24 protein-coding genes are annotated in these 26966 nt (G+C 75.2%); 8 read left to right on the top strand and 16 right to left on the bottom strand.

Annotated features, from left to right (window positions below; genetic code table 11):
* Window positions 1-4: 4 nt before the first annotated feature.
* On the bottom strand, window positions 5-703 hold the full coding sequence (locus tag ACZ3J7_RS34235) for an alpha-ketoglutarate-dependent dioxygenase AlkB family protein (protein ID WP_465627290.1): 699 nt from the start codon (window positions 701-703) through the stop codon (window positions 5-7).
* 284 nt (window positions 704-987) lie between these two features.
* Between ACZ3J7_RS34235 and ACZ3J7_RS34230 the strand changes: the two genes are divergently transcribed.
* From ACZ3J7_RS34230 to ACZ3J7_RS34220, 3 genes are all read left to right on the top strand, one after another.
* Window positions 988-1794: an MBL fold metallo-hydrolase gene (locus ACZ3J7_RS34230; protein ID WP_465627319.1), complete on the top strand. Its 807-nt coding sequence runs from the start codon at window positions 988-990 to the stop codon at window positions 1792-1794.
* 63 nt (window positions 1795-1857) lie between these two features.
* Window positions 1858-2439 (top strand): TetR/AcrR family transcriptional regulator, encoded by a 582-nt coding sequence (locus tag ACZ3J7_RS34225; RefSeq protein ID WP_465627289.1) that lies wholly within the window; start codon window positions 1858-1860, stop codon window positions 2437-2439.
* 20 nt (window positions 2440-2459) lie between these two features.
* The gene (locus ACZ3J7_RS34220) at window positions 2460-3095 is read left to right on the top strand and encodes a DUF4865 family protein (protein ID WP_465627288.1); all 636 of its coding nucleotides are present in this window, start codon (window positions 2460-2462) and stop codon (window positions 3093-3095) included.
* 21 nt (window positions 3096-3116) lie between these two features.
* On the opposite strand, the gene ACZ3J7_RS34215 is transcribed toward ACZ3J7_RS34220, so the two are convergent.
* Both ACZ3J7_RS34215 and ACZ3J7_RS34210 read right to left on the bottom strand, forming a co-directional pair.
* A complete protein-coding gene (locus ACZ3J7_RS34215) occupies window positions 3117-3437 on the bottom strand; it encodes a transglycosylase family protein (protein WP_465627287.1) in 321 nt (106 codons plus the stop codon).
* A 294-nt stretch (window positions 3438-3731) separates the two neighbouring features.
* Window positions 3732-4532 (bottom strand): LysM peptidoglycan-binding domain-containing protein, encoded by an 801-nt coding sequence (locus ACZ3J7_RS34210; protein ID WP_465627286.1) that lies wholly within the window; start codon window positions 4530-4532, stop codon window positions 3732-3734.
* A gap of 664 nt (window positions 4533-5196) precedes the next feature.
* Here ACZ3J7_RS34210 and ACZ3J7_RS34205 point away from each other — a divergent pair.
* Both ACZ3J7_RS34205 and ACZ3J7_RS34200 read left to right on the top strand, forming a co-directional pair.
* On the top strand, window positions 5197-6039 hold the full coding sequence (locus ACZ3J7_RS34205; RefSeq protein ID WP_465627285.1) for a hypothetical protein: 843 nt from the start codon (window positions 5197-5199) through the stop codon (window positions 6037-6039).
* Window positions 6040-6052: 13 nt separating this feature from the next.
* Window positions 6053-6715 (top strand): hypothetical protein, encoded by a 663-nt coding sequence (locus tag ACZ3J7_RS34200; protein ID WP_465627284.1) that lies wholly within the window; start codon window positions 6053-6055, stop codon window positions 6713-6715.
* A gap of 66 nt (window positions 6716-6781) precedes the next feature.
* Here ACZ3J7_RS34200 and der read toward each other — a convergent pair whose 3' ends face one another.
* The 3 genes from der to ACZ3J7_RS34185 form a co-directional block, all read right to left on the bottom strand.
* The gene (der, locus tag ACZ3J7_RS34195; RefSeq protein ID WP_465627283.1) at window positions 6782-8236 is read right to left on the bottom strand and encodes a ribosome biogenesis GTPase Der; all 1455 of its coding nucleotides are present in this window, start codon (window positions 8234-8236) and stop codon (window positions 6782-6784) included.
* A gap of 145 nt (window positions 8237-8381) precedes the next feature.
* Window positions 8382-9098 carry a (d)CMP kinase gene (gene cmk, locus ACZ3J7_RS34190; RefSeq protein WP_465627282.1) on the bottom strand — a complete coding sequence of 239 codons (717 nt, stop codon included), beginning with the start codon at window positions 9096-9098 and terminating at the stop codon, window positions 8382-8384.
* 355 nt (window positions 9099-9453) lie between these two features.
* Entirely contained in the window at window positions 9454-10539 is a 1086-nt protein-coding gene (locus ACZ3J7_RS34185) for a prephenate dehydrogenase (RefSeq protein WP_465627281.1), read from the bottom strand.
* Between the two features lie 180 nt (window positions 10540-10719).
* On the opposite strand from ACZ3J7_RS34185, the gene ACZ3J7_RS34180 reads away from it, so the two are divergent.
* The 3 genes from ACZ3J7_RS34180 to ACZ3J7_RS34170 are packed head-to-tail and all read left to right on the top strand — an operon-like array spanning window position 10720 to window position 14772.
* Window positions 10720-12780: a DUF4139 domain-containing protein gene (locus ACZ3J7_RS34180; protein ID WP_465627280.1), complete on the top strand. Its 2061-nt coding sequence runs from the start codon at window positions 10720-10722 to the stop codon at window positions 12778-12780.
* 5 nt (window positions 12781-12785) lie between these two features.
* The gene (locus ACZ3J7_RS34175; RefSeq protein ID WP_465627318.1) at window positions 12786-14360 is read left to right on the top strand and encodes a DUF4139 domain-containing protein; all 1575 of its coding nucleotides are present in this window, start codon (window positions 12786-12788) and stop codon (window positions 14358-14360) included.
* Window positions 14361-14409: 49 nt separating this feature from the next.
* Complete coding sequence (locus tag ACZ3J7_RS34170; protein ID WP_465627279.1) at window positions 14410-14772, top strand: DUF952 domain-containing protein; 363 nt, start codon at window positions 14410-14412, stop codon at window positions 14770-14772.
* Window positions 14773-14803: 31 nt separating this feature from the next.
* On the opposite strand, the gene ACZ3J7_RS34165 is transcribed toward ACZ3J7_RS34170, so the two are convergent.
* From ACZ3J7_RS34165 to ACZ3J7_RS34120, 10 genes are all read right to left on the bottom strand, one after another.
* Window positions 14804-15781 carry a helix-turn-helix domain-containing protein gene (locus ACZ3J7_RS34165; RefSeq protein WP_465627278.1) on the bottom strand — a complete coding sequence of 326 codons (978 nt, stop codon included), beginning with the start codon at window positions 15779-15781 and terminating at the stop codon, window positions 14804-14806.
* A 220-nt stretch (window positions 15782-16001) separates the two neighbouring features.
* On the bottom strand, window positions 16002-17270 hold the full coding sequence (locus tag ACZ3J7_RS34160; protein ID WP_465627277.1) for a pseudouridine synthase: 1269 nt from the start codon (window positions 17268-17270) through the stop codon (window positions 16002-16004).
* A complete protein-coding gene (gene scpB, locus ACZ3J7_RS34155) occupies window positions 17270-17866 on the bottom strand; it encodes an SMC-Scp complex subunit ScpB (RefSeq protein ID WP_465627317.1) in 597 nt (198 codons plus the stop codon). The genes ACZ3J7_RS34160 and scpB overlap by 1 nt, the downstream gene beginning before the upstream one ends.
* A gap of 173 nt (window positions 17867-18039) precedes the next feature.
* Window positions 18040-18840, bottom strand: a complete 801-nt coding sequence (locus tag ACZ3J7_RS34150) for a segregation and condensation protein A (protein ID WP_465627276.1) — start codon at window positions 18838-18840, stop codon at window positions 18040-18042.
* 123 nt (window positions 18841-18963) lie between these two features.
* Window positions 18964-19446, bottom strand: a complete 483-nt coding sequence (locus tag ACZ3J7_RS34145) for a hypothetical protein (protein WP_465627316.1) — start codon at window positions 19444-19446, stop codon at window positions 18964-18966.
* Between the two features lie 41 nt (window positions 19447-19487).
* Entirely contained in the window at window positions 19488-20549 is a 1062-nt protein-coding gene (locus tag ACZ3J7_RS34140; protein ID WP_465627315.1) for a ParA family protein, read from the bottom strand.
* A 482-nt stretch (window positions 20550-21031) separates the two neighbouring features.
* Complete coding sequence (ald, locus tag ACZ3J7_RS34135) at window positions 21032-22147, bottom strand: alanine dehydrogenase (RefSeq protein WP_465627275.1); 1116 nt, start codon at window positions 22145-22147, stop codon at window positions 21032-21034.
* Between the two features lie 240 nt (window positions 22148-22387).
* Window positions 22388-24283 (bottom strand): hypothetical protein, encoded by a 1896-nt coding sequence (locus ACZ3J7_RS34130; RefSeq protein WP_465627274.1) that lies wholly within the window; start codon window positions 24281-24283, stop codon window positions 22388-22390.
* 202 nt (window positions 24284-24485) lie between these two features.
* On the bottom strand, window positions 24486-25109 hold the full coding sequence (locus tag ACZ3J7_RS34125; protein ID WP_465627273.1) for an NUDIX domain-containing protein: 624 nt from the start codon (window positions 25107-25109) through the stop codon (window positions 24486-24488).
* A 117-nt stretch (window positions 25110-25226) separates the two neighbouring features.
* Entirely contained in the window at window positions 25227-26855 is a 1629-nt protein-coding gene (locus ACZ3J7_RS34120) for a CTP synthase (RefSeq protein WP_465627272.1), read from the bottom strand.
* Window positions 26856-26966: the final 111 nt, after the last annotated feature.

Below are 26966 nucleotides of genomic sequence, written 5' to 3'. Positions count from 1 at the left end.
CCGCCTACCGGCCCGCCGCCCCCAGCCCCGACTGCCGGACGGTGACGTTCAGCCGCCCGGTCAGCCCCAGCTCCGGGTCGGCCGTGCCGGGCAGCGTCCGCACCACCCCGTGGTACGCGAAACGGCTCTCCCCGCCGAACACCAGCAGGTCGCCGCTGCACAGCCGCAGGTCCGTCCACGGCCGGCCCCGCCCCTCCGCGTTCCCCAGCCGGAACACGCACTCGTCCCCCAGCGACAGCGACACCACCGGCGCGTCCACCCGCTCCTCCCGGTCCTGGTGCAGCCCCATCCGCGCCCCGTGCGGGTAGTGGTTCACCAGCGCGACGTCCGGCGCGAACCCCGCCGCGCCCGCCACCTCCCCGACCCGCTCCCCGTACGCCTCCGCCACTGCGCGCCGCGCCAGCTCCCCCAGCCACCCCGGGAACGGCTTCACCGGCGCCCCATCCCCGTCCACCACCGTCCGCGCGTAGCCGTACGGGTACCAGTGCCACCCCAGGCACACCGTCCGCACCGACATCACGCCGCCCCCGGGCAGCACCACCCCGCGCATCCCCGCCGGCGGCCGCGCCCACTCCCGGCACGCCCCCACCAGCTCCCGCTGCTCCGCCGCCCCCAACCACCCCGGCAGCACCACCGCCCCACCCGCCGGCTCCTCCCGCCCCCGCCCGAACAGCTCCCCCACGAACACCCCGCCACCACGCATCCCCCCATCCTCCCACCACCCCGCCCCCAGAGCCCCGGAGAACGCCGGTCCTGCCCTGCTCCCGGCCGCCCCCTCCCCTCCACAAGCCCGCCGCAGGCCCCCCGGCCCCCTACCTCCCCGCCCCTCCCCACATGCGCCCTCCCCTTTCCCGGCCTCCCTCCTCCCCCTCTCCTCCGCCCCGTACCCACCCCGGCCCGCCGCAGGCGCCCCTCCCCGCATGGCGCCCTCCCCCCTCCCGGCGGACCCTGGTGGAAGGGCGTTCCCCAGCCGGAGGAGGTCGCGTGATGCACCCGCTGGAGTTCCGCGCACTGGACCTTCCCGAGGCCTCCCTGCACGCCACCGCGACGCTGGTGCTCGGGCAGCACCGGGCGGTGCTCCTCGGTGCGGGGCTGCGCCTCTCGGACGGGCGGCGGCTGGTCCGTGAGGTCTCGCGCTCGGGGCGGCGGCTGAGCGCCGTCCTGGTGCCGCACCACGCTCCGGAGTACTGGCTCGCCGCGGAGGTGCTGCGCGAGGCGTTCCCCGAGGCGGGCGTCCTGGCCCCGGCCCCGGTGCGGGAGAGGATCGAGCGCGACTACCCGGCCGTCCACGCCGCGTGGGCCCCTCTCGGGGAGGAACTCCCGTCCCGCCTGGTCGCGTTGGAGCCGCTGCCGGGCGACACCGTCGAGCTGGAGGACCACCGCCTGGAGCTGCGCGGCGCCTCCCTCGTCCTGCCGGACCTGCACTACCTCTGGGAGCACCGCAGCCGGACCCTGCTCGGCGGTCAGCTGCTCTGGCAGGACGTGCACCCGTGGCTCGCCGACGTGCCCCGGGCCGCCCAGCGCGAGGCGTGGATCGACCTGCTGGACGAGATGGCCGCCCTGGAGCCGTCCCGCGCCGTCGCGGGCCACCGCCGACTCTCCCCGGCCGGCCCCGCGCCGGACCCGCTCCGCTGGACCGCCGACTACCTGCGCGCGTTCGCCACCGAGCTGGGCAAGCCCGCCGGCCCGGAGGCCGTCACGGCGGCCCTGCTGCACCGCCACCCGTCCGCCGCGCTGCCGTCCGCCGTGGGCCCGGCCGTCCGGGCCGCCCGCGCCGCACCGGCCGCCGCCTGACCGGAGCACCGCCCACCCGCCTTCCACTTACCTGCTGTACCTACTGGTATGTACAGTGCTCCCATGCGCACCGATCCCCCGTCCTCGCCCACCGCCGACCGCCTCGTCGAGGCCACCCGCGACCTGCTCTGGGAGCGCGGCTACACCGGCACCAGCCCCAAGGCCATCCAGCAGCGCGCGGGCGCGGGGCAGGGCAGCATGTACCACCACTTCGCGGGCAAGCCGGACCTCGCGCTCGCCGCGATCACCCGCACCGCCGAGGAGCTGCGCGCCCGCGCGGACGAGCTGCTGTCCGGCCCGGGCACGGCGGTCGAGCGGGTCACCGCCTACCTGCGCCGGGAGCGCGACGTGCTGCGCGGCTGTCCGATCGGGCGACTGACCCAGGATCCGGAGGTGATGGCCGACCCGGTGCTGCGCGCCCCGGTCGAGCAGACCCTCGGCTGGCTGCGCGGCCGCCTCGCGGAGGTCCTGGCGGAGGGCGGGGCGCGCGGTGAGCTCCCGCCGTCCGTCGACCCGTCCGGCACGGCCGCGACCGTGGTCGCCGTCCTCCAGGGCGGCTACGTGCTGGCCCGCGCGGCGGGCGACCCCGCCCCGTTCGACCAGGCCGTCACCGGCCTGCTCGCCCTCCTCTCCCCGGCCCGCTGACACCTCCCGAAGGACGGCCCGTGCTCGCCAAGCAGTACGAGATCACCCTGCCCGCCGACTACGACCTCGACGTGATCCGCCGCCGGATCCGGGCGGGCGCCCCGCTGCTGGACGACCGGCCGGGGCTGGGCTTCAAGGCCTGGCTGCTGCGCGAGCGCGGCGCGGACGGCTCGCCGGTCAACCAGTACGCGCCGTTCTACGTGTGGCGCTCGGACGGCGCGGCGGCCCGCTTCCTGGTCGGCGGCGGCGGCTTCGAGAACATCGTCCGGGACTTCGGCCGGCCCACCGTCCACCACTGGACGGTGCTGGCCCACTTCGCCGGCCCGGCCCGCACCGCCGTCGCCGTCCCGCCCGTCGCGACCCGCCGCCTGACCGCCGTTCCGACCGACCCGGACCCGCTGGCCCTCGCCGCGCACGTGGAGCGCGCCACCGGGGAGCTGCGCGAACTGGCCCGCCGCCCGGAGGTGCACACCGCCGTCCTCGCCCTCGACCCGGCCCGCTGGGAGCTGCTGCGCTTCGTCCTCCGGACCACCGCGCCCGCCACCCCGGCCGACCCGGCCGACCCGGCCGACCCGGCCGGCTCGACGGCGGTCTTCCGCGTCCCGCACCTCTCCGCCCCGGAGCTGTCCGCCCTCCCCGAGGGCCGCGCCTGGTAGCGGACGGGCCGGGACGGCCGGCTACAGCATCCCGATCTCCCGCGCGCAGCCGCCCCACGCCTGCCAGCCCTGGCGGCGCAGGATCTCCTCGCCGACGGTGATCTGCTGCCGCCGGCTCGCGTGGTCGGGCCGGTCGGCGTGGCGCAGGCCGCCCGCCTCCCGCCAGGTGGGCGGCCAGATCTGGATCCCGCCGTAGTAGCCGTTGCCGGTGTCGGCCGCCCAGTCCCCGTCGCTCTCGCAGTCGGCGAGCCGGTCCCACACCAGGTCGAACGCGGCCTGCCGGGCGGCGGCGGGCGTGCCGGCCGTCGCGGTGACGGCGGCGGGGAGCAGCAGCCCGAGCACGACCAGCGCCCGCCCGCAGCCCCCGAGCCCCCGGAACCCCCCGCCCCCGCGCGCCCCGGATCCGCGCGCCCTGCCCCCGTGCGCTCCGAACCCCCGCAGTGCCGTCCGCGATATCCGCATGCCCTGACGCTACGCACGGCGCCCGCCGCCGCACCCTCCGGGCGCCGCCGAGCGGGTGGTCCCGGAAACGGCGGAAGCCGCCACTCCCGCGGGTGCGGGGTGGCGGCTTCACGCCGACAGGGTGGGACCGTCCGGCGGTCCCGGTGGAAGCGCTGCTTCCGGGGGGGGGGTGGGTCAGACCGACAGGACCTGGCCGGGGTAGATCAGGTCCGGGTTGCCACCGATGACACCGGAGTTGCTGGTGTACAGGGTGTGCCAGTCGACGCCCAGGCTGTCCGCGATCTTGGACAGGGTGTCGCCCGCCTTCACGGTGTAGTCGCCACCGGTCTTGGCGGTGTTGGTGGTGGTCGCCGAGGTCGACTTGTTCTTCCAGGTCTGCTTCGGGGTCTCCTGCGCGGCGGCCTTCGGGGCCTGGGCGCGGGACTCGGAGCGGGAGGCCTTGGCGGAGTCGTCCGAGGCGGTGCTGTTCGACTTCGCGGAGGTCGACTTCGAGGAGGTCGACTTCGAGGTCGAGGTGTTCGACGAGGTCGACTTCGAGGACGAGGCCGAGCCGTTCGACGAGGAGGTGTCGACCTGGGCCGGCGCGCCGCCCTTGGTCAGACCGGCCTTGACGGAGCAGACGGGCCAGGCGCCGGGGCCCTGGGAGGCCAGCACCTTCTCGGCGACGGCGATCTGCTGCGCCTTGGTGGCCAGGTTGGCCTGCGGGGCGTAGGCGGTGCCGCCGAAGGCGGCCCAGGTGGAGGAGGTGAACTGCAGGCCGCCGTAGAAGCCGTTGCCCGTGTTGATCGACCAGTTGCCGGTCGACTCGCACATCGCGACCTTGTCCCACGTGGAGACGTCCGCGGCGGAGGCCGTGTTGGCCGTGACGAGGCCGGCCACCGGGGCGGCGAGCAGGGCGCCACCCACGACAGCCGCGCGGACGCGGTTGCGCTTGGGGGTGGTGGTGGCAGCGGCGGTCTCGTTACGGAAGGTCATGAGATTCCTCTCGACATTCCCGGGATGGGCAGGCGGAACCAGGCCCCAGCCGGGCCGTGTTCGCTCGCCAAGTCCGGTGGGCGGGCCGTGCACGTGTCGGACGTGCCGCTTGCCGCCCCGGCCACCTGTCCGCATCCCCGGCGGCGGCTGGCTGCCGTCGCGCCGGTGGGCGCCCGGTCCGCGTTCCGGGGTGAGCCGGTCTCCGGGGTGAGCCGGAGGGCGGGCCGTGCGTCGGGGGTGAACCCGGGAGGTGCTCGATGCACCGGGCAAAAACCTACGATTCGGGCGGCCGAGCGCCAAACACTTTCGGGACACCCCAGGTCAAAGCGGCGTTACCGGCGGTATCGATCATGCCAATCGAAACCAAATGTCCCTTTCATCCGCTTTTACCAAGATCAAGCCGTCCGGAAATATGGCTCCGGTCACAGTTTGTCCCGTGTGAGGTCGGGCACAGCGTCGACAGTTTGCGACCATCCGTACACCCAGAGCTATCAGAAGCCGTGCAAATCCCGTCTCCCGGAGCCGCACCCGTGACTCCAGCCACAACCTCCCGTTGGTAATGGCGGTCGGCGCTCCCCGCGCCGCGCGCCCGGGACGTCCCGCCCGGGGGCACCCGAACGAGCACCTGGAACGTCAGGGCGAACGAGGAGTCTTTGTGCCGCGCATGCTTGAGGTGAGCGAGGACGTACGCGCCGAGATCGGCGACGACGAGGCCGAGAGCCTGTTGGCGGGGGCCCACGCCCCGGACGCGTACGACTGCACCTCCTGCCGACAACCGGGTGACTCGCTGCGCGAGCCGACCAGCACGGTCCTGTTCGTCGGCGACGAGACCGCGGTGCTGGCGTTCGCGCACGCCCGCTGCGTGCCGTCCCAGGTGGTGCCGGTCGACGAGCAGCAGCTGCGCGGCGCCGTCGAGTCGATCAGCCAGGGCGGGGCGGCGGTGCCGGCCCAGCCGGTCGCGCCGGAGCCGGTGGTCGAGGTGGCGATCCCGGAGCCGATCACCGCCCCGCCGGTCGCGCCGCCCGGCCAGCCGCAGCCCGCGGTGCTCGGCGTGACCTGCGGGATCGTGCTGTGCGGCGACACCCAGCACGCCGCGCTGGTGGTCGAGCCGACCGGGCCGGTCGGCCGGCCGGGCAGCGCGCAGGGCGAGGACGAGTTCCTGTCGCTGCTGACCGAGCACGGCTTCCAGCTGGTCCAGGACGTCAACCAGGCGCCGACCCGGCCGCGCGCGGGCTGGTCGGTGCTGATGGCGATGGGCCAGCTGCACGCGATCCTGCAGCCCTCGGCGACCGGCGGTTCGGCCGCCTGGTGGCAGGCGCACCAGCCGCTCCAGGTCACCCCGGGGTGGCGGGCGGCGGCGGCCCGCAAGTCCGAGGTGATCATGTACGCGGTGCCGGCCGGCACCATCGGCCGCCAGCCCCGCGAGGACCTGCTGCGGATCGCGATGGACCGGGCCGCCGCCGGCGGCCTGCTCGCCGCCGGCATGCTCCCGCTGGCCGGCACCTGAGCGGGGCGGGCCGATGACCGACCCCGTGAACGACCCGGCCGCCACCGAACCGACCGCCGACGCACCGCCAACCCCGCCCGCCCGCACCACCGTTGACCAGGGCACCGGCACCACGACCGGGATAGGACTGGGGGCCGCGCCCCCGCATCCCAAGCCGGTCTCGCTCGTTGGCTCCTACGTGTACAGCTACGACCTCGCGTCCTCCGGCCGTCCCTCCGCCCAGCCCGGCCCCGGCGGCGCCGGCCGGGCGATCCCGAACATGCGCCCGTCGTACGACGCCGAGCACCCGGTGTCGACCACGCCGATCTACGACACGCTGTACTCCGAGTACCGGCGGATGTTCCGCGCGCTGCCCGGCGACCGCTCCGGCGAGGAGGGGATGAAGTTCACCGGCTTCGCGGTCCGCGAACCGCAGCCGTCCACGTCCCCCCAGCCGTCCGCGCCCGCCCGCGAGCCGGGCCCGCTCGGCTACCCGCACCCGCACCCGCAGCAGCACCAGTCCTTCGACACGTACACCGGGCAGCTCCCGGGCGCCCCGCAGTTCATGCCCGCCCAGGCCAACGGCCAGGGCTGGGTCGCCTCCGGCTACCTCGGTCCGCAGCCCGCCACCACGGGCGGCACCACGGGCGGGCGGCACCGCTCGGTGCTCTCGCTGCCCCCGGGCCGGGAGGGCTAGCCACCACGACGCAGAGGGCCGCGGACACCGGTCCGCGGCCCTCTGCGCTTCTTCCTGCTTCTCTTCCTACTTCTTCTTGGTCCGCTTCTCGCGGACCCGGACCGAGATCGAGATCGGGGTGCCCACGAAGCCGAACTCCTCGCGCAGCCGGCGCTCGACGAAGCGGCGGTAGCCCGCCTCCAGGAAGCCGGACGCGAACAGCACGAACCGCGGCGGACGGGTGCCCGCCTGGGTGCCGAACAGGATGCGCGGCTGCTTGCCGCCGCGGATCGGGTGCGGGTGCGCCGCGACCAGCTCGCCGAGGAAGGCGTTCAGCCGGGCGGTCGGGATCCGGGTCTCCCAGCCCGCCAGCGCGGTCTCGATCGCCGGGACGAGCTTCTCCATGTGGCGGCCGGTCTTCGCCGAGACGTTCACCCGGGGCGCCCACTGCACCTGCACGAGGTCGCGCTCGATCTCGCGCTCCAGGTAGAAGCGGCGCTCCTCGTCCAGCTGGTCCCACTTGTTGTAGGCGATGACCACGGCGCGCCCGGCCTCGACGGCCATCGAGATGATCCGGGTGTCCTGCTCGGCCAGGGTCTCGCTGGCGTCGACCAGGACGACCGCGACCTCGGCCTTGTCCAGCGCGGCGGAAGTGCGCAGCGAGGCGTAGAAGTCGGCGCCCGCGGTCTGGTGGACGCGGCGGCGGATGCCGGCGGTGTCGATGAACTTCCAGGTCTTGCCGCCGAGTTCGATCAGCTCGTCGACCGGGTCGCGGGTGGTGCCGGCCAGCTCGTTGACGACCACCCGGTCCTCGCCGGCGACCTTGTTCAGCAGGCTGGACTTGCCGACGTTCGGCCGGCCGATCAGCGCGACGCGGCGCGGACCGCCGGGCGCCAGCCCGTCGCCGAACAGCTGCGGCGGGGCCTCCGGCAGCACCTTCAGCACGGCGTCCAGCAGGTCGCCGGAGCCGCGGCCGTGCAGCGCGGAGACGGGGTACGGCTCGCCCAGGCCGAGCGACCACAGGTACGCGGCCTCGGCCTCGGTGGACGGGCCGTCGACCTTGTTGGCGCACAGCACCACGGGCTTGCCGGAGCGGCGGATCAGCCGGACCAGGGCGTCGTCGGTGTCGGTGGCGCCGACCTTGGCGTCCACCACGAACAGCACCGCGTCGGCCTGCTCGATGCCCAGCTCGGCCTGCCCGGCGACCATCGCGTCCAGGCCGAGGACGTCGATCTCCCAGCCGCCGGTGTCGAGGACCTTGAACCGGCGGCCGGCCCACATCGCCTCGTAGCTGACCCGGTCCCGGGTGACGCCGGGGCGGTCCTCGACGACCGCCTCGCGGCGGCCGATGATGCGGTTGACCAGGGTCGACTTGCCGACGTTCGGGCGGCCGACGATGGCCAGCACCGGCAGCGGGCCTTGGCCCGCCAGGTCGGCGTCGACCTCGTCGCCCTCGAAGCCCTCCTCGGCGGCCAGCGCCATGAACTCGGCGTACTCGGCGTCGCCCAGCTCGCCGTGGTGGGCGGTGGTGTCGTTGCTCATGTTCCGTTTTCCGTTTCCCGGCCCGGCCCTTCCCAGGGGCGTGCCGTGCGTACCTGCCCGTCGGGCAGCGCGAACCGCGCGGATCTCGCGCGGTCGGAGCGTCGTCTGTCTGTGGTCTGTGATCTGCGGTCTGCGCCCTGATCGGTCAGGCGGCGGTCAGGCCGGCCCGCTCCTCGACCAGCGCGGTGATCGTGTCGATCACCTGGTCCAGGGTGAGTTCGCTGGTGTCCACCAGGACCGCGTCGGCGGCCTGGGTCAGCGGGGCGGTCTCCCGCGAGGAGTCCGCGGCGTCCCGGCGGGCCAGGTCGGCGGCCATCGCGGTGATGATCGCCTCGTCCACGCCCTTCGCCCGCAGCTCGGCGGCCCGGCGCTCGGAGCGGGCCCGCTCGGAAGCGGTCAGGAACACCTTCACGGTGGCGTCCGGGAACACCACCGAGCCCATGTCCCGGCCCTCGGCGACGATCCCGCGCTCGGCGTGCGAGGCGCAGCCGCGCTGCAGCTCCACCAGCCGCGCCCGGACGGCCGGGACGGCCGCGACGGCGCTCACCTTCGCGGTCACCTCCGGCCCGCGGATCGGCCCGGACACGTCCTGCCCGTCCACCGTTATGGTCGGCCCGGCGGCGTCCGTCCCGGAGACGATCACCGGCTTCCCGCAGGCGATCGCCACCGCCTCCGCGTCGTCGACGTCCACCTCGTTGGCGAGCATCCACCAGGTCATCGCCCGGTACATCGCGCCGGTGTCCAGGAAGCTCAGCCCCAGCCGCGCGGCCACCGCCCGCGACACGGTCGACTTCCCGGACCCCGAAGGCCCGTCGATGGCGACGACGACCGGGCCGCTCGACGCTCGGTCGACACTGTCCACGGGACGAACCTCTCTCTCACGACACACGTACTCACCCTCAAGGTTAATGGACGCCCACCCACCCCCGACCCGACCACCCGTCCCCCCACCGGAGACCCCCCTCACACCCCCGCCGCCAACCCCCGCGCCGCCACCGGCGCCACCCCCAACCGCACGTGGCCGACCTACTGCCCCCTCCCCCACCCCACCGGCCCCGCGCAGCGGCAAACCCCCTCCTACTCCCGAACCCCCCACCCACGCTCCCGCAACCCCGCCGCCAACCCCCGCGCCGCCACCGGCGCCACCGCCAACCGCACATGGCCGACCTACTGCCCCCTCCCCCACCCCACCGGCCCCGCGCAGCGGAGAACCCCTCCTACTCCCGAACCCCCCACCCACGCTCCCGCAACCCTGCCGCCAACCCCCGCGCCGCCACCGGCGCCACCGCCAACTGCACGTGGCCGACCTGCTGCCCGGTCGAGTGCTCGATGGTGACGTCCTCGATGTTCACGCCGAGCGCGCCGACCTCGCCGAAGAGGCGGCCGAGCTCGCCGGGCTGGTCGCCGAGGACGACGGTGACGGTCTCGTAGTGGGTGGGCGGCGCGCCGTGCTTGCCGGGGATGCGGGCCTGCCCGGTGTTGCCCCGGCGCATGACGGCCTCGATCCCGGCGGCGCCCTCCCGGCGGGTGTCCTCGTCGGCGGCCTGCAGGGCGCGCAGCGCGCTGACGGTCTGGGCGAGGTCGGCGGCGAGGTCGTCGAGGACGTCCGCGACGACGCCCGCGTTGGCGGAGAGGATGTCGATCCACATCGCGGGGTTGGAGGCGGCGATCCGGGTGACGTCGCGCACGCCCTGCCCGGAGAGCCGGACGGCGGTCTCCTCGGCGTGTTCCAGTCGGGCCGCGACGAGCGAGGAGAGCAGTTGCGGGGCGTGCGAGACGAGGGCGACGGCCCGGTCGTGGTCGGCGGCGTCCATGACGATCGGCATGGCTCCGCAGAGGGCGACGAGTTCGAGCGCGGCGTTGAGCGTCTCGGTGTCGGTGTCGGCGGTGGGGGTGAGCACCCAGGGCCGGCCTTCGAACAGGTCGGCGGTGGCGGCGAGCGGGCCGGAGCGTTCGCGGCCGGCCATCGGGTGCGAGCCGATGTAGTGGACGGTGTCGAGGCCGAGCGCGGCGATCTCGCCGCGCGGTCCGGCCTTGACGCTGGCGACGTCGGTGTAGCAGCGGGCGAGGCCGCGCCGCTGGCAGTCCGCGAGGACCTTGCCGACCAGGGCGGGCGGGACGGCGATGACGGCGAGGTCGACGGGGCCTTCGGCGGGTTCGATGGTGCCGGCGCCGAGCGAGGCGGCCGTGCGGGCGGCGTCCTGGTCGGCGTCCTCCAGGTGGACGCTTATCCCCCGGCGGGTGAGGGCGAGCGCGGCGGAGGTGCCGATCAGTCCGGTGCCGATGACGGCGGCTGTGCGCATGGCGGCTTCTCGTCTCCAGGTCTCGACGGCTGTCGGCCCCCATCCTCTCGTACGCCGGCCGGCCCCCCGTACCGCGCCCCGTCCCGACGCGCAGCGGAAATCCGGGTGTGGTGACGGGGATTGGGTGCAGACTGGGCGCCCGGGTCCGGGGTGCGGGCCGGTACGGGCGAAGGGGGCCAGGTGGCGGGGCAACGGGCGGTGTGGGACTCCGGGCTGGATGCGGTGGTGGTGCACGCGGAGGGCGCGGTGTGCCGGCGCCGGGCGTCGGGCGTGCTGCCGCCGGACGGGCGGGTGCGGGTGGCGGGGCTGCCCCGGCTCGCGGCGGAGGGGTCGTTGCGGGTGCGGGTGCTGTCGGGTGACGGGAAGGTCACCGAGGCCCGCCTCGAATATCCGGCCCGGGTCCGCCGGCCGGACGAACGGCCCTCCTGGGAACAGGAGTTGACCGATCTGCAGAACGAGGTCGATCGGCTGGCCGAGCGCCGGAACCGGTTGGACGCGCGGATCGCCGAGGTCGCGGGGCTGCGCGCGGTGCCGCCGCAGCGCCGCCGGGAGGACGGGCACCGGCGGGCGCCGGCGGACGCGGTGCTGGCGCTGGCCGACTTCGTGGACGCCCGGCTGGAGGTGCTGCAGGAGCGGGCGGTGGAGCTGGCGCAGGAGCTGCGGCTGGCCGAGCACGCCCACCAGGTGGCGCTGGCCCGGGTCCGGTCCGGGTCGGACGGCGACCTGCCGGGCGGCGTGGAGGTGGGGGCCTGCGCGGACGTGACGGTGCGCGGCGCGGGCCCGGTGGAGCTGGAGGTGGAGTACGCGGTGCCGGGCGCGGTGTGGGTGCCGACGTACCGGTTGGCGCACCGCCGGGGCGAGCGTTCGGCGCGCCTGGTGCTGCGGGCGTCGGTGGCGCAGCGGACGGGTGAGGACTGGTCGGGGGTGCGGCTGGCGCTGTCGACGGCGCGGCTGACCGGTCCCGGCGGGCTGCCGGAGCTGGCGTCGTTGCGGATCGGCCGCCGCCAGGCGGCGCCCGCGCCGTCGGGGTGGCGCGCGCAGCCGGAGGGCCTGGCGGGGCTGTTCGAGGGCTGGCAGGACGCGCAGGCGTCGAAGCCGGAGCCGGCGGAGTCGGCGCTGCCGGTGGCGGTGGGTGCCGCCGGGGGCGCGGCCGGGGCTCCCCGCGGGCCGCAGCCGGTGGCGCGGCGGGCCCGGTCGGCGGCCGCGCCGGGCGCCCCGGCCGCGCCGGGCTTCGTGCCGCAGGGCCCGGCGGGACCGGCGGGCCCGGCGGGACCGCCGCCACCGATGCCGATGCCGATGATGCCGGTCGCCGCGGCCGTCCCGCCGCCGCCGACGGGTGGCGCGCCGATGGCGTACGGCGCGCCCGCCCCGCGGGCCGCCTTCGCCCCGCCGCCGCCCGAGCCCGCGCTCCCCGCCGACCCGCGCCCGTCCACCGACCAGTTGGACTACGCGGCGATGGTGCTGGCGGGCCCGGAGGAGGAGTCGTACCGCCGGGGCCGGCTGTTCCCGCGGCCGGCGCCGTCCCGGTCGGGCGCGCTGCGCGGGGCGGAGGCGGTGGGCCGGTTGCCGCTGCCGAGGTTCGGGGCGTCGCCGCGCGAGTCGGCGGGGTCGTTCGACCACCGTTTCGACGCGCAGGCCCCGGCGGACGTCCCGTCGGACGGGGTGTGGCACACGGTGGCGGTGGCGGAGCTGCCGGTGGGGGTGCGCACCGGCTACGTGTGCGTGCCGTCGGTGGAGGAGGCGGTGTACGGGGTGCTGGAGCTGTCGAACGCGACGGCGCACGCGCTGCTGGCCGGCCCGGTGGAGGTGACGGTGGACGGTGACTTCCTGCTGACGGCGGGCCTGCCGACGCTGGCGCCGGGCGGGGTGCGGGAGCTGGGCCTGGGCCGGGCGGAGGAGCTGCGGGTGGCCCGGCACAGCGAGGTGCGGGAGTCGACGTCGGGGGTGCTGAACTCGACGACGGTGCTGGACCACGCGGTCCGGATCGAGCTGGTGAACCGGCTGCCGCACGAGGCGTCGGTGGAGGTCCGCGAGCGGGTCCCGGTGTCGGCCGACGGGGAGGTCCGGATCGAGGAGCGGCCGGGCTGGTCGCCGCCGGACGAGCCGTCCGCCGAGGTGCCCGCCTCGGCCCGGCTGCGCCGGGTGGTGGTGCCGGCGGGTGGTTCGGTGGAGCTGACGGGCGGTTACGTGATCCGCATCCCGGCCGGCAAGGCCGTGGTGGGCGGGAACCGGAGGAGTTGAGCGACGTGTACGACGAGGAGACCTTCCCCCTTCCGGTGACCTCGGTGACGTGCCTGGAGGACCGGGCGCAGCTGGAGCGGACGGCGGAGCTGGAGCTGGCGCCGGGCGTCCACCGGCTGCGGCTGGGCCCGGTGACGGCCCTGGCGGTGGACCGTTCGCTGCACGCCGCGCTGGTCGGCCCGGACGGCGCGCCGACCGACGCGGCGAAGGTGCTGGACGTCCGCCTGGTGCGGTCCTGGGAGCCGCCGGCGCCGCTGGAGCCGGGCCCCGACGACTCGGAGCTGCGCCGCCGGGTGCACGGGCTGGAGCGGGACGAGCTGGCGGAGTCGCGCCGCCAGGAGCGGCTGCGGGCCCGGCTGGCGCTGCTCGGCCAGTTGGCGGCGGACCTGCTGCGGGAGATCGGCGAGGGCGCGGGCTGCGGCGAGCTGGAGCAGGCCCGCTGGTCGCGCGAGCTGGACCGGGTGGACGCGGAGCGCGAGTCGTGCGGCGAGCGGTTGCGCGCCTCGCTGCTGCGCTCGGAGGAGCTGGCGCGGGAGCTGAACCGGGCCGAGGCGGCGCTGGCGCTGGCCGAGCGGGAGCCGGCCGAGCTGCTGGCGTTCGTGGAGCTGTCGGTGGAGTGCGCGGCGCCGGGCCGTTTCCTGGCCCGGGTGGGGCACCTGACGGCGTGCGCGCTGTGGCGTCCGGCGTACCGGGCCGAGCTGGCCGGCGGCACGCTGCGGCTGGAGAGCGACGCGGTGGTGTGGCAGCGCACCGGCGAGGACTGGTCGGGGGTGCGGTTGACGCTGTCGACGGCGCGTTCGGCGTCGGCGGGCGAGCCGCCGGCGCTGGCCGAGGACCGGCTGGTGCTGCGGGAGCGGACGGCGCAGGAGAAGAGGACCGTCGAGGTGGAGCTGCGCGAGCAGGTGATCGCCGACGCGGGTCCGCTGGAGCCGGGCCTGCCGGGCGTGGACGACGGCGGCGAGGTGCGGGTGCTGCGGGCGCACGGGCCGGTGTCGGTGCCCTCGGACGGGCGGGCGCACCGGGTGCCGGTGAGCGCGTTCGAGACGGCGGCGCGCAGCGAGTTCGCGGCGGCGCCGGAGCTCTCGGACGCGGTGACGGAGGTGGTGTCGTTCCGCAACGCCTCGGGGCACGCGCTGCTGGCGGGCCCGGTGGACCTGGTCCGCGGTTCGGGCCACACCGGCCGGGGCGCGCTGGAGTTCGCCGCGCCGGGCGCCCCGGTGCGGCTGGCGTTCGGCGCCTCGGACGGCCTGCGGGTGGTCCGGGAGGCGGACGAGCGCCGCGAGGGCACCGGCCTGGGCGGCCAGCGCACCCTGGTGACCCGGACGGTCCGGCTGCACCTGTCGCGCTTCTCCGCCCCGGGCGAGGACGCCGACCGGGTGGTGACCGTGCGCGAGCGGATCCCGGTCTCCGAGGTGTCCGCCGTCCAGGTGCGGCTGCGCGAGGAGCGCTGCTCCCCGCCGCCGGACGAGCTGGACGCGGAGGGCATCGCCCGCTGGGAGGTCCCGCTGGCCCCGGGCGGGCGGCGCACGGTCACCCTGGTGTACGAGATCGCGGCGACGGCGAAGGTCGCGGGCCTGTGAGCCGTGCCGGACGCCCCGCCGCCCGACCCCGGAAGGGTAGAAAAGAGGCATGATCTACCACCTCGCCCCGCTGGACGACTGGCTGCGCGACCCGGGCCGGCCGTACACCGCCGCGTCCCTGCTGACCGAGGGCTTCCTGCACTGTTCGCCGGACGAGCCGACGGCGCTGGCGGTGGCCAACCTGTTCTTCCGGGACGCCCGGGACCCGCTGATGGCGCTGCTGATCGAGGAGCGGCTGGTCGAGCCGATGGTGAAGTGGGAGGCGGCGACCGGCGGTCCGCCGCCGGGCGCCACCGAGGGGGCGCTGTTCCCGCACATCTACGGGCGGCTGAACCGGACGGCGGTGCTGGGCCTGGAGAAGCTGGAGCGGGGCGCGGACGGCCGCTGGGCGGCCCTGCGCCCCTGGAGCTGACCGGGGGGCCGGGCGGCCGGGTGGCGGCCCGTCAGAGCCAGCCGCGCTCGCGGGCCGCCATCCCGGCCTGGAACCGGGTGGTGGCGCCGAGTTCGCGCATCAGGCCCTGGAGCCGGCGCTGGGTGGTGCGGGCGCTCCAGCCGAGCGAGCGGGCGATCGACTCGTCGGTGAGGCCGGCCGCCAGCAGGCCGAGCAGCTTGAGGTGGTCGGCCTCCGGGCCGGGGCCCTCGCCGTCGCCGATCACGGTCTGCAGCGGCACGGCCCGCTCCCACTCGGCCTCGAACAGCGCGTCCAGGGCCTGCAGCAGCGCGGAGGGGTGGATCACGTAGGCGGCGTCCAGGACGCTGTCGCCGACGCTGATCGGGATGATCGCCATCTTGTCGTCGGCCATCATCATCTTCATCGGCAGCACCGGCCGGACCCGGGCCTCCTCGCCGTCCTCGACGCCGGTGAGGATCTCCTGCTCCAGCCGGCCGGGCCAGGCGATGGCCTCCTTGTCGAAGACGGTGCGGATCCGCACCCCGGCCTTGAGCTTGGCCCGCTGCCGGGGCTGCTCGACGGTGGGGTCCTGCACGTACGGGGGGCAGTCGAAGCCGCGTATCTGGTACTGGCTGGACTCGATCAGGTGCTCCAGCCGCTGGGCGATGGCCTCGCCGCCGGTGAGCACCTCGACCGAGTGCGCCGGGTCGGTGTACCGGGAGGCCTCCCGGAAGGCGTCCATCAGCCGGTGCATCTCGGCGCGGGCGGAGCGCAGCTCGGCCTCGCGGTGGCCGATCAGGGTGCCGATGGCGACGTCGGGGGCGACCGCCAGGTAGCGCTCCCGGTCGACGGGGGCGCGGGTGGCCATGCCCTGCTCGGCGAGCCGGTCCAGGGCCGCCCGGCACTGTTCCAGGGTCAGCCCGCAGTGCTCCGCGAGCTCCTGCGCGGTGGACTGGGGTGCGACGACCAGCGCCGCGTACACCTGGCCGTCGGGGAGGCCTAGGCCGAGCACGGTGAATGCGTCCAGCATGGTGGTGGTTCCTTCCCCCGCCGCCCTGGTGGCCTGACGCGGTGGCGCATTTCCGCCACGCGCCGGGGCGAACTTCGGTGGCAATCTTCTGCCACCGGGCGGAACGATAGCAAGGCCGTGCGGTGCGCCTCACATGTCAAGACCCGGCAAAGTCCGTCCGCGCACGCGACGGAGCCCGTCCGCCGTGGCACGGCGGACGGGCTCCGGACGGGTCGGCCGCCTACAGGCCGACCTCGCGCATCAGGGTGCCGACCTCGGGGTTGGTCAGGCGGCGCAGCCAGCCGGACTTCTGGTCGCCCAGCGTGATCGGGCCGAACGCGGTGCGCACCAGCTTGTCGACCGGGAACCCGACCTCGGCCAGCAGGCGGCGCACGATGTGCTTGCGGCCCTCGTGCAGGGTCACCTCGACCAGGTAGTTCTTGCCGAGGTTGGAGATCACCTTGAAGCTGTCGGCGCGGGCCCAGCCGTCCTCCAGCTCGACGCCCTTGGCGAGGGTCCGGCCCAGGTCGCGCGGCAGCGGGCCCTGGATCGCGGCCAGGTAGGTCTTGGTGACGCCGTACTTGGGGTGGGTGAGGCGGTGGGCCAGCTCGCCGTGGTTGGTGAGCAGGATGATGCCCTCGGTCTCGGTGTCCAGCCGGCCGACGTGGAACAGCCGGGTCTCCCGGTTGGTCACGTAGTCGCCCAGGCACTGCCGGCCCTCGGGGTCCTCCATGGTGGAGACCACGCCGGCCGGCTTGTTGAGCGCGAAGAACAGGTACGACTGGGTGGCGACGGTCAGGCCGTCCACCTTGATCTCGTCCTTCACCGGGTCGACCCGGCGGCCCTGCTCCAGCACGGTCTCGCCGTTGACGTCGACCCGGCCCTGCGCGATCAGCTCCTCGCAGGCCCGGCGGCTGCCCATGCCGGCCCGGGCGAGGACCTTCTGCAGGCGCTCGCCGTCCTCGCCGACCTCCTTGCCGGGGCCCTCGTGCCGGGCCAGTACCCGGTCCTCGATCCGGCCCTGCAGCTCGCGCGAGCGCTGCGGCTGGCGCCGCGGGTCGCCGGGCGCGCCCTGCCCCTCCCGGCGCGGCCGGGGGGCCGCCCCGGGCTTGCGGGAGTCGTACGCGCCGCGTCCGGGCGTCGCGTTCGGCCCGCCGCCGTACTCGGGCCGGTCGTACCTGCGCTCCTCCGGCCGCAGCGGCCGGTCCGGGTAGCGGCGCTCCTCGCCGCGCCCGCCACCGCCGCCGTTGCCGCCGCGCGGACCCGAGCCGTACGAACCGGAGCCGGAACCGCCGCCGTACGAGCCCGAGCCGCCCCGGCTCCCGCCCTGCCCGCCGCCGTACGAGCCCGAGCCGCCGCGCGGGCCCGAGCCGCCGCGGCCGCCCTGGCCGCCGCCGTACGAGCCCGAGCCGCCCCGGCCCCCGCCCTGCTGGCCGCCTCGGCCGCCCTGCCCGCCCCGGCCCTGTCCGCCGCTGTTCCTGCCGTTGCCACCGTTGCCACTGCTACGCATCAAAATGTCCGTACGTCGATATCCGTCTGGTCGGCCTGGTTCGGCCTCGGCCCTTCCTGTGCGGCGGCGACCGCCTGCGCGATCATCGTGCCCTCCAGGGACTCCGCTTCCACGTCGTCGACCTCGGGCAGGAAGGGCGCGAGCTCCGGCAGCTCGTCCAGGCCGCGCAGCCCCATCCGTTCCAGGAAGTAGTTCGTCGTCCGATACAGGATCGCTCCGGTCTCGGGCTCGGTGCCGGCTTCTTCGACCAGTCCTCGCTGTACCAGGGTACGCATCACGCCGTCGCAGTTCACACCACGGACGGCCGAAACCCTCCCGCGCGACACCGGCTGCCGGTACGCGACCACCGCCAGCGTCTCCAGCGCGGCCTGCGTCAGCCGGGCCTGCTGCCCGTCCAGGACGAACCGCTCGACCGCCGCCGAGCACTCCGCGCGGCTGTAGAACCGCCACCCGCCGGCCACCTGGCGGAGCTCGAAACCGCGCCCCTGCGCAGTGTACTCGCCCGCCAACTCCCGCAGCACCGAGGCGACTTCGTCCCTGGGTGCGTCCAGCACGGCGGCCAGCCTGGGCTCCGCGACCGGCTCGTCGGCGACCATCAGCACCGCCTCCAGCGCCGCCCGCAGCGGCAGCCCGCCCCCCGCTGCCGCCGCCGGCCCGAGCACGCGCCCGACCGGCTCGATCCGCTCCCCGTCCGGGTACGCGGACTGCTGCCACTCGCCGGGCCGGGGCGCGCCCGGCAGCCCGAGGGAACGCCGCGCGGGCCGCTCCGTCACGTCCTACCGCCTTCCTCGCCGCCCGCGGGGCGGTCGAACTCGTCGGTCACCTCGACCTCGCACCCGGCCCCCGCCACCCAGCGCACCACCAGCTCCTCCAGGGGCTGCGGCTGCTCGAAGGCCAGCGCCCGCTCCCGGTACAGCTCCAGCAGCGCCAGGAACCTGGCCACCACCACCAGCGTGCTCCCCGCGTCCGCGACCAGCTGCCCGAACGTCGCCTCGCCGAGCGCGCCCAGCCGTTCCACCACCAGCGCGGCCTGCTCGCGCACGCTCACCGGCGGCGCGTGGATGTGGTCCACGTACACCGCCGGCCGCGGCCTGGGCGCGAACGCCCGCGCCGCCAGCTCCGCGAACCGCTCGGGGCCGACCGCCAGCACCACCTCGGGCAGCAGCCGCGCGTGCTGCGGCTCCAGCGCGACCGTCCGCGGCCGGCGCAGCGCCTCGCCGTCCCAGCGCTCGGCGAACAGCGCGGCGACCCTCTTGTACGCCCGGTACTGCAGCAGCCGCGCGAACAGCAGGTCGCGCGCCTCCAGCAGGGCCAGGTCCTCCTCGTCCTCGACCTCGGCGACGGGCAGCAGCCGGGCCGCCTTGAGGTCCAGCAGGGTCGCGGCGACCACCAGGAACTCGGTCGCCGCGTCCAGGTCCCACTCCGGCCCCATCGCCCGGATGTGCGCGACGAACTCGTCGGTGACCTTCGACAGCGCCACCTCGGTGACGTCCAGCTTGTGCTTGGCGATCAGCCCGAGGAGCAGGTCGAACGGCCCCTCGAAGTTCTCCAACCGGACCTGGAACGCCATGACGCACCATTCTGGCAGAAGCGGACCCCGCCCCGAGGGCACGGGGAACCGCGCGCCCGGCCGGGCGCGTCCGGGTCGCGCCGTCGACCCCGCCCCCGCCCGCGGCGCGCCCCGCGGCGGCCCTCAGCGGCCGCGCAGCCTCCGCACGAGGATCGACGCCTCGCCGCGCTGGTCCATGTCGGCCAGGACCACCGCGATGGCCTCGCGGACGATCCGGCCGCGGTCGACGGCCAGGCCGTGCTCGCCGCGCAGCACCAGCCGCGCGTGCTCCAGGTCCATCAGTTCCTCGGCGGACACGTACACGGTGATCTTCTCGTCGTGCCGCTCCCGCCCGGAGGGCCGCCGGGCCCGTCCGCGCCCCCGGGCGGGGCCGGGGGCGGGCTGGGCCTGGGCCGGCGCCGGCTGGGCCTGGGCCGCCCGTCGGACGGCCTCCGCGGGGTCCTCCGCGCGCCCCGCGGGGGCCGCCGGGGCGGCTTCCGGCCTGGCGGCCGGGACGTCGGCGGTCCGGCCGCCGGCGGGGGGGTCCTGCCCCGCGGGGGCCGGGGTGTTCGCGGGGCCGGTTCCGTTGCCGTTTCCGTTGCGGGCGAGCGAGGGCGACAGGGCCATTCCGCCGGTTGCCCGGAACAGCTCGTCGGCCCCGGGGAGGCTCACTCGACGGGGCGGCACCGGTCGAGCACCTCCCTAGCCAGCTGGCGGTAGGCGGCGGCGCCGACCGAGTTGGTGGCGTAGGTGGTGATCGGCTCGCCGGCCACCGTGGTCTCCGGGAACCGGACGGTCCGGCCGATGACGGTGTGGAAGACGTGCTCGCCGAACGCCTCGACGACCCGGGCCAGCACCTCGCGCGAGTGCACGGTGCGCGAGTCGTACATGGTCGCCAGGATGCCGTCCAGGCGCAGGTCGGGGTTGAGCCGCTCGCAGACCTTCTCGATGGTCTCGGTGAGCAGCGCGACGCCGCGCAGCGCGAAGAACTCGCACTCGAGCGGGACGATGACGCTGTGCGCGGCGGTGAGCGCGTTGACCGTCAGCAGGCCCAGCGAGGGCTGGCAGTCGATGATGACGTAGTCGTAGTCGGGCAGCAGCGGCTTGAGCGCGCGGGCCAGCGCCGACTCGCGGGCGACCTCGCTGACCAGCTGCACCTCGGCGGCCGACAGGTCGATGTTGGACGGCAGCAGGTCCATGCCGGGGATGGCGGTCTTCAGCAGCACCTCGTCGGCCGTCAGGCCCCGCTCCATGAGCAGGTTGTAGACGGTGACGTCGAGTTCCATCGGGTTGACGCCGAGGCCGACCGAGAGCGCGCCCTGCGGGTCGAAGTCCACCAGCAGCACCCGGCGGCCGTACTCGGCAAGCGCCGCGCCCAGGTTGATGGTGGAGGTGGTCTTGCCGACGCCGCCCTTCTGGTTGCACATCGCGATGATCTGCGCGGGGCCGTGCTCGGCGAGCGGCGCGGGGATCGGGAAGTACGGCAGCGGGCGGCCGGTCGGGCCGACCCGCTCGCGGCGCTGGCGGGCCGCGTCGGGGGCCAGGGTGGCGGCGTACTCGGGGTCGGGCTCGTACTCGGCGTCCGGGTCGTCGTAGGGCCCGTAGCCGAGCTCGCTGTAGGCCAGGCCGTACGCCGCGAAGTCGGCGTCGTAGTCGGTGGCGGCTGCCGCCGCGCTCTGGCGGGCCTCGAAGGTGCGGACCGCGACCGAGCCGACCTCCTGCGCGCCCACCGTGGCCTGCCGGGCTTCCTCGTTCGGCTGCCCGGCGGAGAGCTCCGCCAGTCCTGGCTGACCACCCCCGGGAGCAAATGTCGACTCATTCACAAGTCGTCTTACCTCCTTGGACATCCAGGACTCTATGTCGATTCGTCAGCGTGGCAGCATGCCAACGTTTTGCGACTCTAGGCCGTTTCGGGCATTCGCAGCAACACAATCCACGGTAGTGGGCCGCTTGTGTCGGCCGTTCACCCACCCCGTGTCAAGAGACGACCCTAACGTTTCCGCGCGGTCGCCGGGCCGTGAGGACCCGTCAGGTGTCCTTGTCGACAGAGCGGGTGACAAACCGCACCGGAATTGACCACCGGAGGTCACCCGCCCGACGTCCGCCCGTCCTCCCGACCGCCGGCGGCCGTCCCCCGGCCGCCCCGCGGGCATGCCGAAGCCCCCGGCGCGAAGGGGAAGGACGGCCGGGGGCGACAGCGGGTGAGGCGGCGTCAGGCGAGGACGCTCTCCAGGGAGACCGACTCCAGGCCGAAGGCCTCGGCGACGGCCGGGAAGGTGATCTGGCCCTCGTGCACGTTCAGGCCCTTGGCGAGCGCGGCGTCCCGGCGCAGCGCCTCCTTCCAGCCGCGGTTGGCCAGCTCGACCACGTACGGCAGGGTCGCGTTGGTGAGCGCGTAGGTGGAGGTGTTCGGGACGGCGCCCGGCATGTTGGCCACGCAGTAGAAGACCGAGTTGTGGACCTGGAAGGTCGGCTCGGCGTGGGTGGTCGGGTGCGAGTCCTCGAAGCAGCCGCCCTGGTCGATGGCGATGTCGACGAGCACGGAGCCCGGCTTCATCCGGGAGACCAGCTCGTTGGTGACCAGCTTGGGGGCCTTGGCGCCCGGGATCAGCACGGCGCCGATCACCAGGTCGGCCTCGACGACGGCCTTGTCCAGCTCGAAGGAGTTGGAGACGATCGCCTTGATCTTGTTGCCGAAGATCTTGTCGGCCTCGCGCAGCTTGTTGATGTCGCGGTCGAGCAGGGTCACGTCGTAGCCCATGCCGATGGCGATGGTGGCCGCGTGCCAGCCGGAGACGCCGCCGCCGATGACGACCGCCTTCGCCGGGTGGGTGCCGGGCACGCCGCCGGGCAGCACGCCGCGGCCGCCGGTCGGGCGCATCAGGTGGTAGGAGCCGACCTGCGGGGCCAGCCGGCCCGCGACCTCGGACATCGGGGCGAGCAGCGGCAGCGCGCCGTTGGGCAGCTGCACCGTCTCGTAGGCGATCGCGGTGGTGCCGGAGGCGACCAGCGCGTCGGTGCCGGCCCGGTCGGCGGCCAGGTGCAGGTAGGTGAAGAGGGTCTGGCCCTTGCGCAGCCGGTGGTACTCGGAGGCGATGGGCTCCTTCACCTTGAGGATCATGTCGGCCGCGGCCCACACCTCGTCGGCGGTGGGGAGGATGGTCGCCCCGGCGGCCACGTACTCCTCGTTGGGGATCGAGGAGCCGACGCCGGCGTTGTCCTCGATGACGACCTCGTGCCCGTTGCGGACCAGCTCGTGCACGCCGGCCGGCGTGATGGCCACGCGGTACTCGTGGTTCTTGACCTCGCGGGGGATGCCGACCTTCACGGATAAACACGTCCTCTTGCCATCGGGATGCCCACCGGGAGAGACCCGGCGGCGACGCACATGAAGGGCACAACGGACAGGCCGGTGCATAGATCTATGCGCGACTGAGTTCGAGTGTAATGAAGCCGAGTCGGCGTGTCAGCCTTCCAAAGTGACCAAATAGGCCGGACCCATTGGCAGGTTCGTAGGCTTGTACGCTCCTACAGGCCTCATTACGGGGCGAACTCCGCACTTAAGACACTACTCCGAAAGCGGACGAAAGCCCTCCCGGCCCAGGTGCCGCCGCAGCCGGTCCGCCAGCGCCTCGACCTCCCGCTCGCCCCGCGCGTCCCCGGCCCGGCGCAGCACCGCGGCCGCCGACCGGTACTCGCGCAGCGCCTCCTCGAAGCGCCGCAGCCCGGCGTGCGCCTCGGCCAGCCGCACCAGCAGCCGGGCCTCGGCCGGCCGGTCGCCCAGCGCCTGCCGCAGCACCAGCGCCCGCCCGTACGCGTCGGCGGCGCGCAGCGGGTCGCCGAGCGCGCGGTGGCCGTGGCCCACGCCCTCCAGCGCGCGGGCGCAGCCCGCCTCGTCGCCCGCCCCGCGGGCCAGCTCGACGGCCGCCCGGTAGCGCTCGCCCGCCTGCTCCCAGCGCCCGGCGGCGGCCTGGAGGTCGCCGAGGTTCAGCAGCGCGGCGGCGGCCCGGCGCGGGTTGCCCTGCCGCTCGGCGACCTTCAGCACCGACTCGTGCAGGGCGTGCAGGTCGGCGGGCGCGGCCTCGCCGGTCAGCGGCAGGGCGCGCAGCAGGGCGGCCACCAGGCGGCCCGCGGAGCCGTCCAGGTCGCCCTGGCCGACCGCGTCGGCGACGGCGGCCAGCAGCTGCTCGCGCTCCCCCAGCAGCCAGCCCTCGGCGTGCGCGGCGGTGCGCAGCCGCAGCGGCCCGGGCAGCGGGTCCGGGCGGGGGCCGGCCGCCGGGTCGAGCAGCAGCCGCGCCGAGTCGACCAGCCGCACCAGCCGCTCCAGCAGCCGGGCCCGGGCCAGCTCCACCTCGGACGGGCGGTCCAGCTCCGCCCGCAGCTCCACCAGCCGTCCGTACAGCCGGCCGGGGACGCGGTAGCGCTCGGTGCCGTCCGCGGCGTCCGGCTCGCGTTCCAGCAGCTCCAGCTCGGCCAGCGCCGCCAGCGAGGCGCCCGCCTCCGGGGCCGGGCAGCCCACCAGCGCGGACGCGGTGCGCAGGTCGACCTGCTGGCCCGGCGCCAGCGTGCACAGCCGCAGCAGCCGGGCCCGCGCCGCGGGCAGCCGCCGGTAGGCCAGCTCGAACGCCCCGCGCAGCGGGTCGCCCTCCACCACCGGCACGGTCTCCCGCTCCGGGTCGACCGGCTTCACCGGCCCCTCCACCGCCGCCGGCGCGGGCGGCGGGACCTCGCGCAGCCGGACGGCGGCGTCCGTCACGGCCAGCCGGGCCTCGCCCCGCAGCCAGCCCGCGACCAGCCGCAGCGCGGCCGGGCGGTTGGCGCACGCCTCGGCCAGGTCGGCGGCGCCGACCGGGTCGCAGGAGACCCGCGTCCCGCCGACCAGCTCGCCCAGCAGCTCGACGGCCGCCCGGTGGTCCATCCCGCCGAGGATGACCGGGTCGATCCCCTCGATGCCCGTCAGCGGGCCCGAGGTGGTGGCCAGCAGCAGCGAGGAGGTCTTCTCCGCCAGCAGCGGCCACACCTGCCCGGCGTCCTTCACGTCGTCCAGCAGCACCAGCGCCCGGCGCTGCCCCAGCGCCTCGCGCAGCGCCTCGCAGGCCGGGTCCTCCTCGGCGGCGCCGGGCAGCAGCGCCGCGCCGGGCCGCTCACCCAGCTGGTCCAGCAGCACCCGGGCGGCCCGGCCGGCCCCGACCCGCCCGCCGTCCGGCGCGGACAGCCGCGCGTACAGCAGCCCGTCCGGGTAGTCGCCCGCCACCGACCTGGCCCACCGCACCGCGAGTGCGGTCCGCCCCGAGCCGGGCCGCCCCGCCAGCACCAGCAGCCGGCCGCGTCCCTGCGCGGGCCGTCCCGCGGCCACCCCCAGCGCCGCCAGCTCGCCGCCCCGTCCCGCGAACGGACGGGCGCCCGCGGGCAGCGCGTCGAAGATCCCGGCCGCCTCGACCACCACCGCCGTCTGCCTCGCCACCGCGCCACTCCCGACCCGTCGCCCAGCGCCCCGGGCCCGCCCACCGCGGGCCCTGTCCGCGAAGCGTAGTTCGCCCACCCCGCCCCGTCCGGACGCCCTGGTATGACCAACCGCCGAATCACCCCGGCGGCCCAAGGACCGCGCCCGCCGGGGGCGCGGGGAACCGCGCGGCCGGGCGCGCCCCCGTGCCGCGGGGCGGGTCTCAGAACGGCCGGGCCGGCCACTCTGCGTCCGCCGGCCGCAGCGCGTCGACCGCGTCCCGGGCCCGCGCGGCGCTGAGCGCCAGCACTCCCGTCACCAGGGTCGGGTTGTGCAGTTCGCCGGCCAGCACCAGGTCCACCAGTTCGTCGAGCGGCACCCAGGCGGTCTCCAGGTCGAGCTCCTCGCCGTGCGCCGCGTAGCGCTCCTCCTCGGCCTCGGAGAGCCCGGTCGCCAGGAACAGCCGCACCGCTTCGTCGCTGCCGCCGGGCGAGGTGTAGAAGTCGACCAGGACCCGCCAGCGGGCGGCCTTGCAGTGGGCCTCCTCGTAGAGTTCCCGCTGCGCGGCATGCAGCGGGTTCTCGCCGGGCACGTCGAGCAGTCCGGCCGGCAGCTCCCAGAGCCGGTGCCGGACGGGGTGCCGGTACTGGCGCTGGGTGAGGACGCGCCCGTGCTCGTCCAGGGCGAGCACGGCGACCGACCCGGGGTGCAGCTGGTAGTCGCGCTGGGCCCAGCTGCCGTCGGGCATCCTGACCTGCTCGCTGCGCACGCCGGTCACCTTGCCCGTGAAGGGCGTGACCCCGTCCCGGACGTCCCACTCCTCGGCCTTGTCCCGAATGACGGCCACCGGACACCACCCCTTCTCGTCAGATAGACACAATCTAGCGGACGCGGCCCCCGCGACACGCCGAAGCGCCCGCCGGGAGGGATCCCGGCGGGCGCTTCGGTCGCTGCGGACGGCCGCTCAGCCGACCTTGCGGTCGATCGCCGCCGCGACCAGGCCCGCGAACAGCGGGTGCGGGCGGGTCGGGCGGGACTTCAGCTCGGGGTGGGCCTGGGTGGCGACCAGGTAGGGGTGGACCTCGCGCGGGTACTCGACGTACTCGACCAGGTCGCCCTTCGGGGAGAGGCCGGAGAACTGCAGGCCGGTCTTCTCCAGGTCGGCGCGGTAGGCGTTGTTGACCTCGTAGCGGTGGCGGTGGCGCTCCTCGACGTACTGCTCGCCGCCGTACACCTCGCGCACGATCGAGCCCTCGGCGAGCTTCGCCGGGTACAGGCCCAGCCGCATGGTGCCGCCCAGGTCGCCCTTGCCGTCGACGATGGCCAGCTGCTCGGCCATGGTCGAGACCACCGGGTACTTCGCGGCCGCGTCGAACTCGGTGGAGTTGGCCTCGGGCAGGCCGGCCAGGTTGCGGGCGGCCTCGATGACCACGCACTGCAGGCCCAGGCACAGGCCGAGCAGCGGCACCTTGTTCTCGCGGGCGTAGGTGATCGCGGCGACCTTGCCGTCCACGCCGCGGTCGCCGAAGCCGCCGGGGATGCAGACCGCGTCCACGTCGCCGAGCTGCTCCTGCGCGCCCTCGGGGGTGACGCAGTCGTCCGAGGCGACCCACTTGATCTGGACCCGGGCGTTGTTGGCGAAACCGCCGGCCCGCAGCGCCTCGGTGACCGAGAGGTAGGCGTCCGGCAGGTCGATGTACTTGCCGACCAGCGCGACCTTCACCTCGTGCTGCGGCTCGTGGACGCGGCGCAGCAGGTCGTCCCAGACCGTCCAGTCCACGTCGCGGAACGCCAGGTCGAGGCGGCGCACCACGTACGCGTCCAGGCCCTCGCCGTGCAGCACCTTGGGGATGTCGTAGATCGACTTGGCGTCGATCGCGGCGACCACGGCCTCCTCGTCGACGTCGCACATCAGCGAGATCTTGCGCTTGATGGCCTGCGGCACCTCGCGGTCGGCGCGCAGCACGATCGCGTCGGGCTGGATGCCGATGTTGCGCAGCGCGGCCACCGAGTGCTGGGTGGGCTTGGTCTTCAGCTCGCCGGAGGGGCCGATGTACGGCAGCAGCGAGACGTGCACGAAGAAGACGTTGTCCCGGCCGACCTCGTGGCGGACCTGGCGGACGGCCTCCAGGAACGGCAGCGACTCGATGTCGCCGACGGTGCCGCCGACCTCGGTGATGACCACGTCGACGTCCTCGGTCGCCATCCGGCGGATCCGGGACTTGATCTCGTTGGTGATGTGCGGGATGACCTGGACGGTGTCGCCGAGGTACTCGCCGCGCCGCTCCTTGGCGATCACGGTGGAGTAGACCTGGCCGGTGGTGACGTTCGCCGAACCGTGCAGGTTGGTGTCGAGGAAGCGCTCGTAGTGGCCGATGTCGAGGTCGGTCTCGGCGCCGTCGTCGGTGACGAAGACCTCACCGTGCTGGAACGGGTTCATGGTGCCCGGGTCCACGTTGAGGTACGGGTCGAGCTTCTGCATCGTCACTCGCAGGCCGCGGGCCTTGAGCAGGGCGCCGAGGCTGGAGGCGGTGAGGCCCTTGCCGAGCGAAGAGGCGACACCCCCGGTGACGAAGAGGTGCTTGGTCGTCACGGCACGGCCGTTGGCCGACTTGCCGGAATGGGGCTGTGCCAAGAGGGGGCTCCCGTGGGTCGCGTGTCGGAGGGTGACGCCGGTGGAGGGGCTCCCGGCCCTCGTTCCCAC

It is taken from the genome of Kitasatospora sp. NPDC015121, from assembly GCF_055562955.1.
This window is presented reverse-complemented; position numbering and strand designations above follow the sequence as displayed.

Coding starts and splice junctions, on each gene's coding strand:
- ACZ3J7_RS34235 (WP_465627290.1), bottom strand. CDS start 703: ATGCGTGGTGGCGGGGTGTTCGTGGGGGAGCTGTTCGGGCGGGGGCGG.
- ACZ3J7_RS34230 (WP_465627319.1), top strand. CDS start 988: ATGCACCCGCTGGAGTTCCGCGCACTGGACCTTCCCGAGGCCTCCCTG.
- ACZ3J7_RS34225 (WP_465627289.1), top strand. CDS start 1,858: ATGCGCACCGATCCCCCGTCCTCGCCCACCGCCGACCGCCTCGTCGAG.
- ACZ3J7_RS34210 (WP_465627286.1), bottom strand. CDS start 4,532: ATGACCTTCCGTAACGAGACCGCCGCTGCCACCACCACCCCCAAGCGC.
- ACZ3J7_RS34205 (WP_465627285.1), top strand. CDS start 5,197: ATGCTTGAGGTGAGCGAGGACGTACGCGCCGAGATCGGCGACGACGAG.
- ACZ3J7_RS34200 (WP_465627284.1), top strand. CDS start 6,053: ATGACCGACCCCGTGAACGACCCGGCCGCCACCGAACCGACCGCCGAC.
- der (WP_465627283.1), bottom strand. CDS start 8,236: ATGAGCAACGACACCACCGCCCACCACGGCGAGCTGGGCGACGCCGAG.
- ACZ3J7_RS34185 (WP_465627281.1), bottom strand. CDS start 10,539: ATGCGCACAGCCGCCGTCATCGGCACCGGACTGATCGGCACCTCCGCC.
- ACZ3J7_RS34170 (WP_465627279.1), top strand. CDS start 14,410: ATGATCTACCACCTCGCCCCGCTGGACGACTGGCTGCGCGACCCGGGC.
- ACZ3J7_RS34165 (WP_465627278.1), bottom strand. CDS start 15,781: ATGCTGGACGCATTCACCGTGCTCGGCCTAGGCCTCCCCGACGGCCAG.
- ACZ3J7_RS34160 (WP_465627277.1), bottom strand. CDS start 17,270: ATGCGTAGCAGTGGCAACGGTGGCAACGGCAGGAACAGCGGCGGACAG.
- scpB (WP_465627317.1), bottom strand. CDS start 17,866: ATGGTCGCCGACGAGCCGGTCGCGGAGCCCAGGCTGGCCGCCGTGCTG.
- ACZ3J7_RS34150 (WP_465627276.1), bottom strand. CDS start 18,840: ATGGCGTTCCAGGTCCGGTTGGAGAACTTCGAGGGGCCGTTCGACCTG.
- ACZ3J7_RS34145 (WP_465627316.1), bottom strand. CDS start 19,446: ATGGCCCTGTCGCCCTCGCTCGCCCGCAACGGAAACGGCAACGGAACC.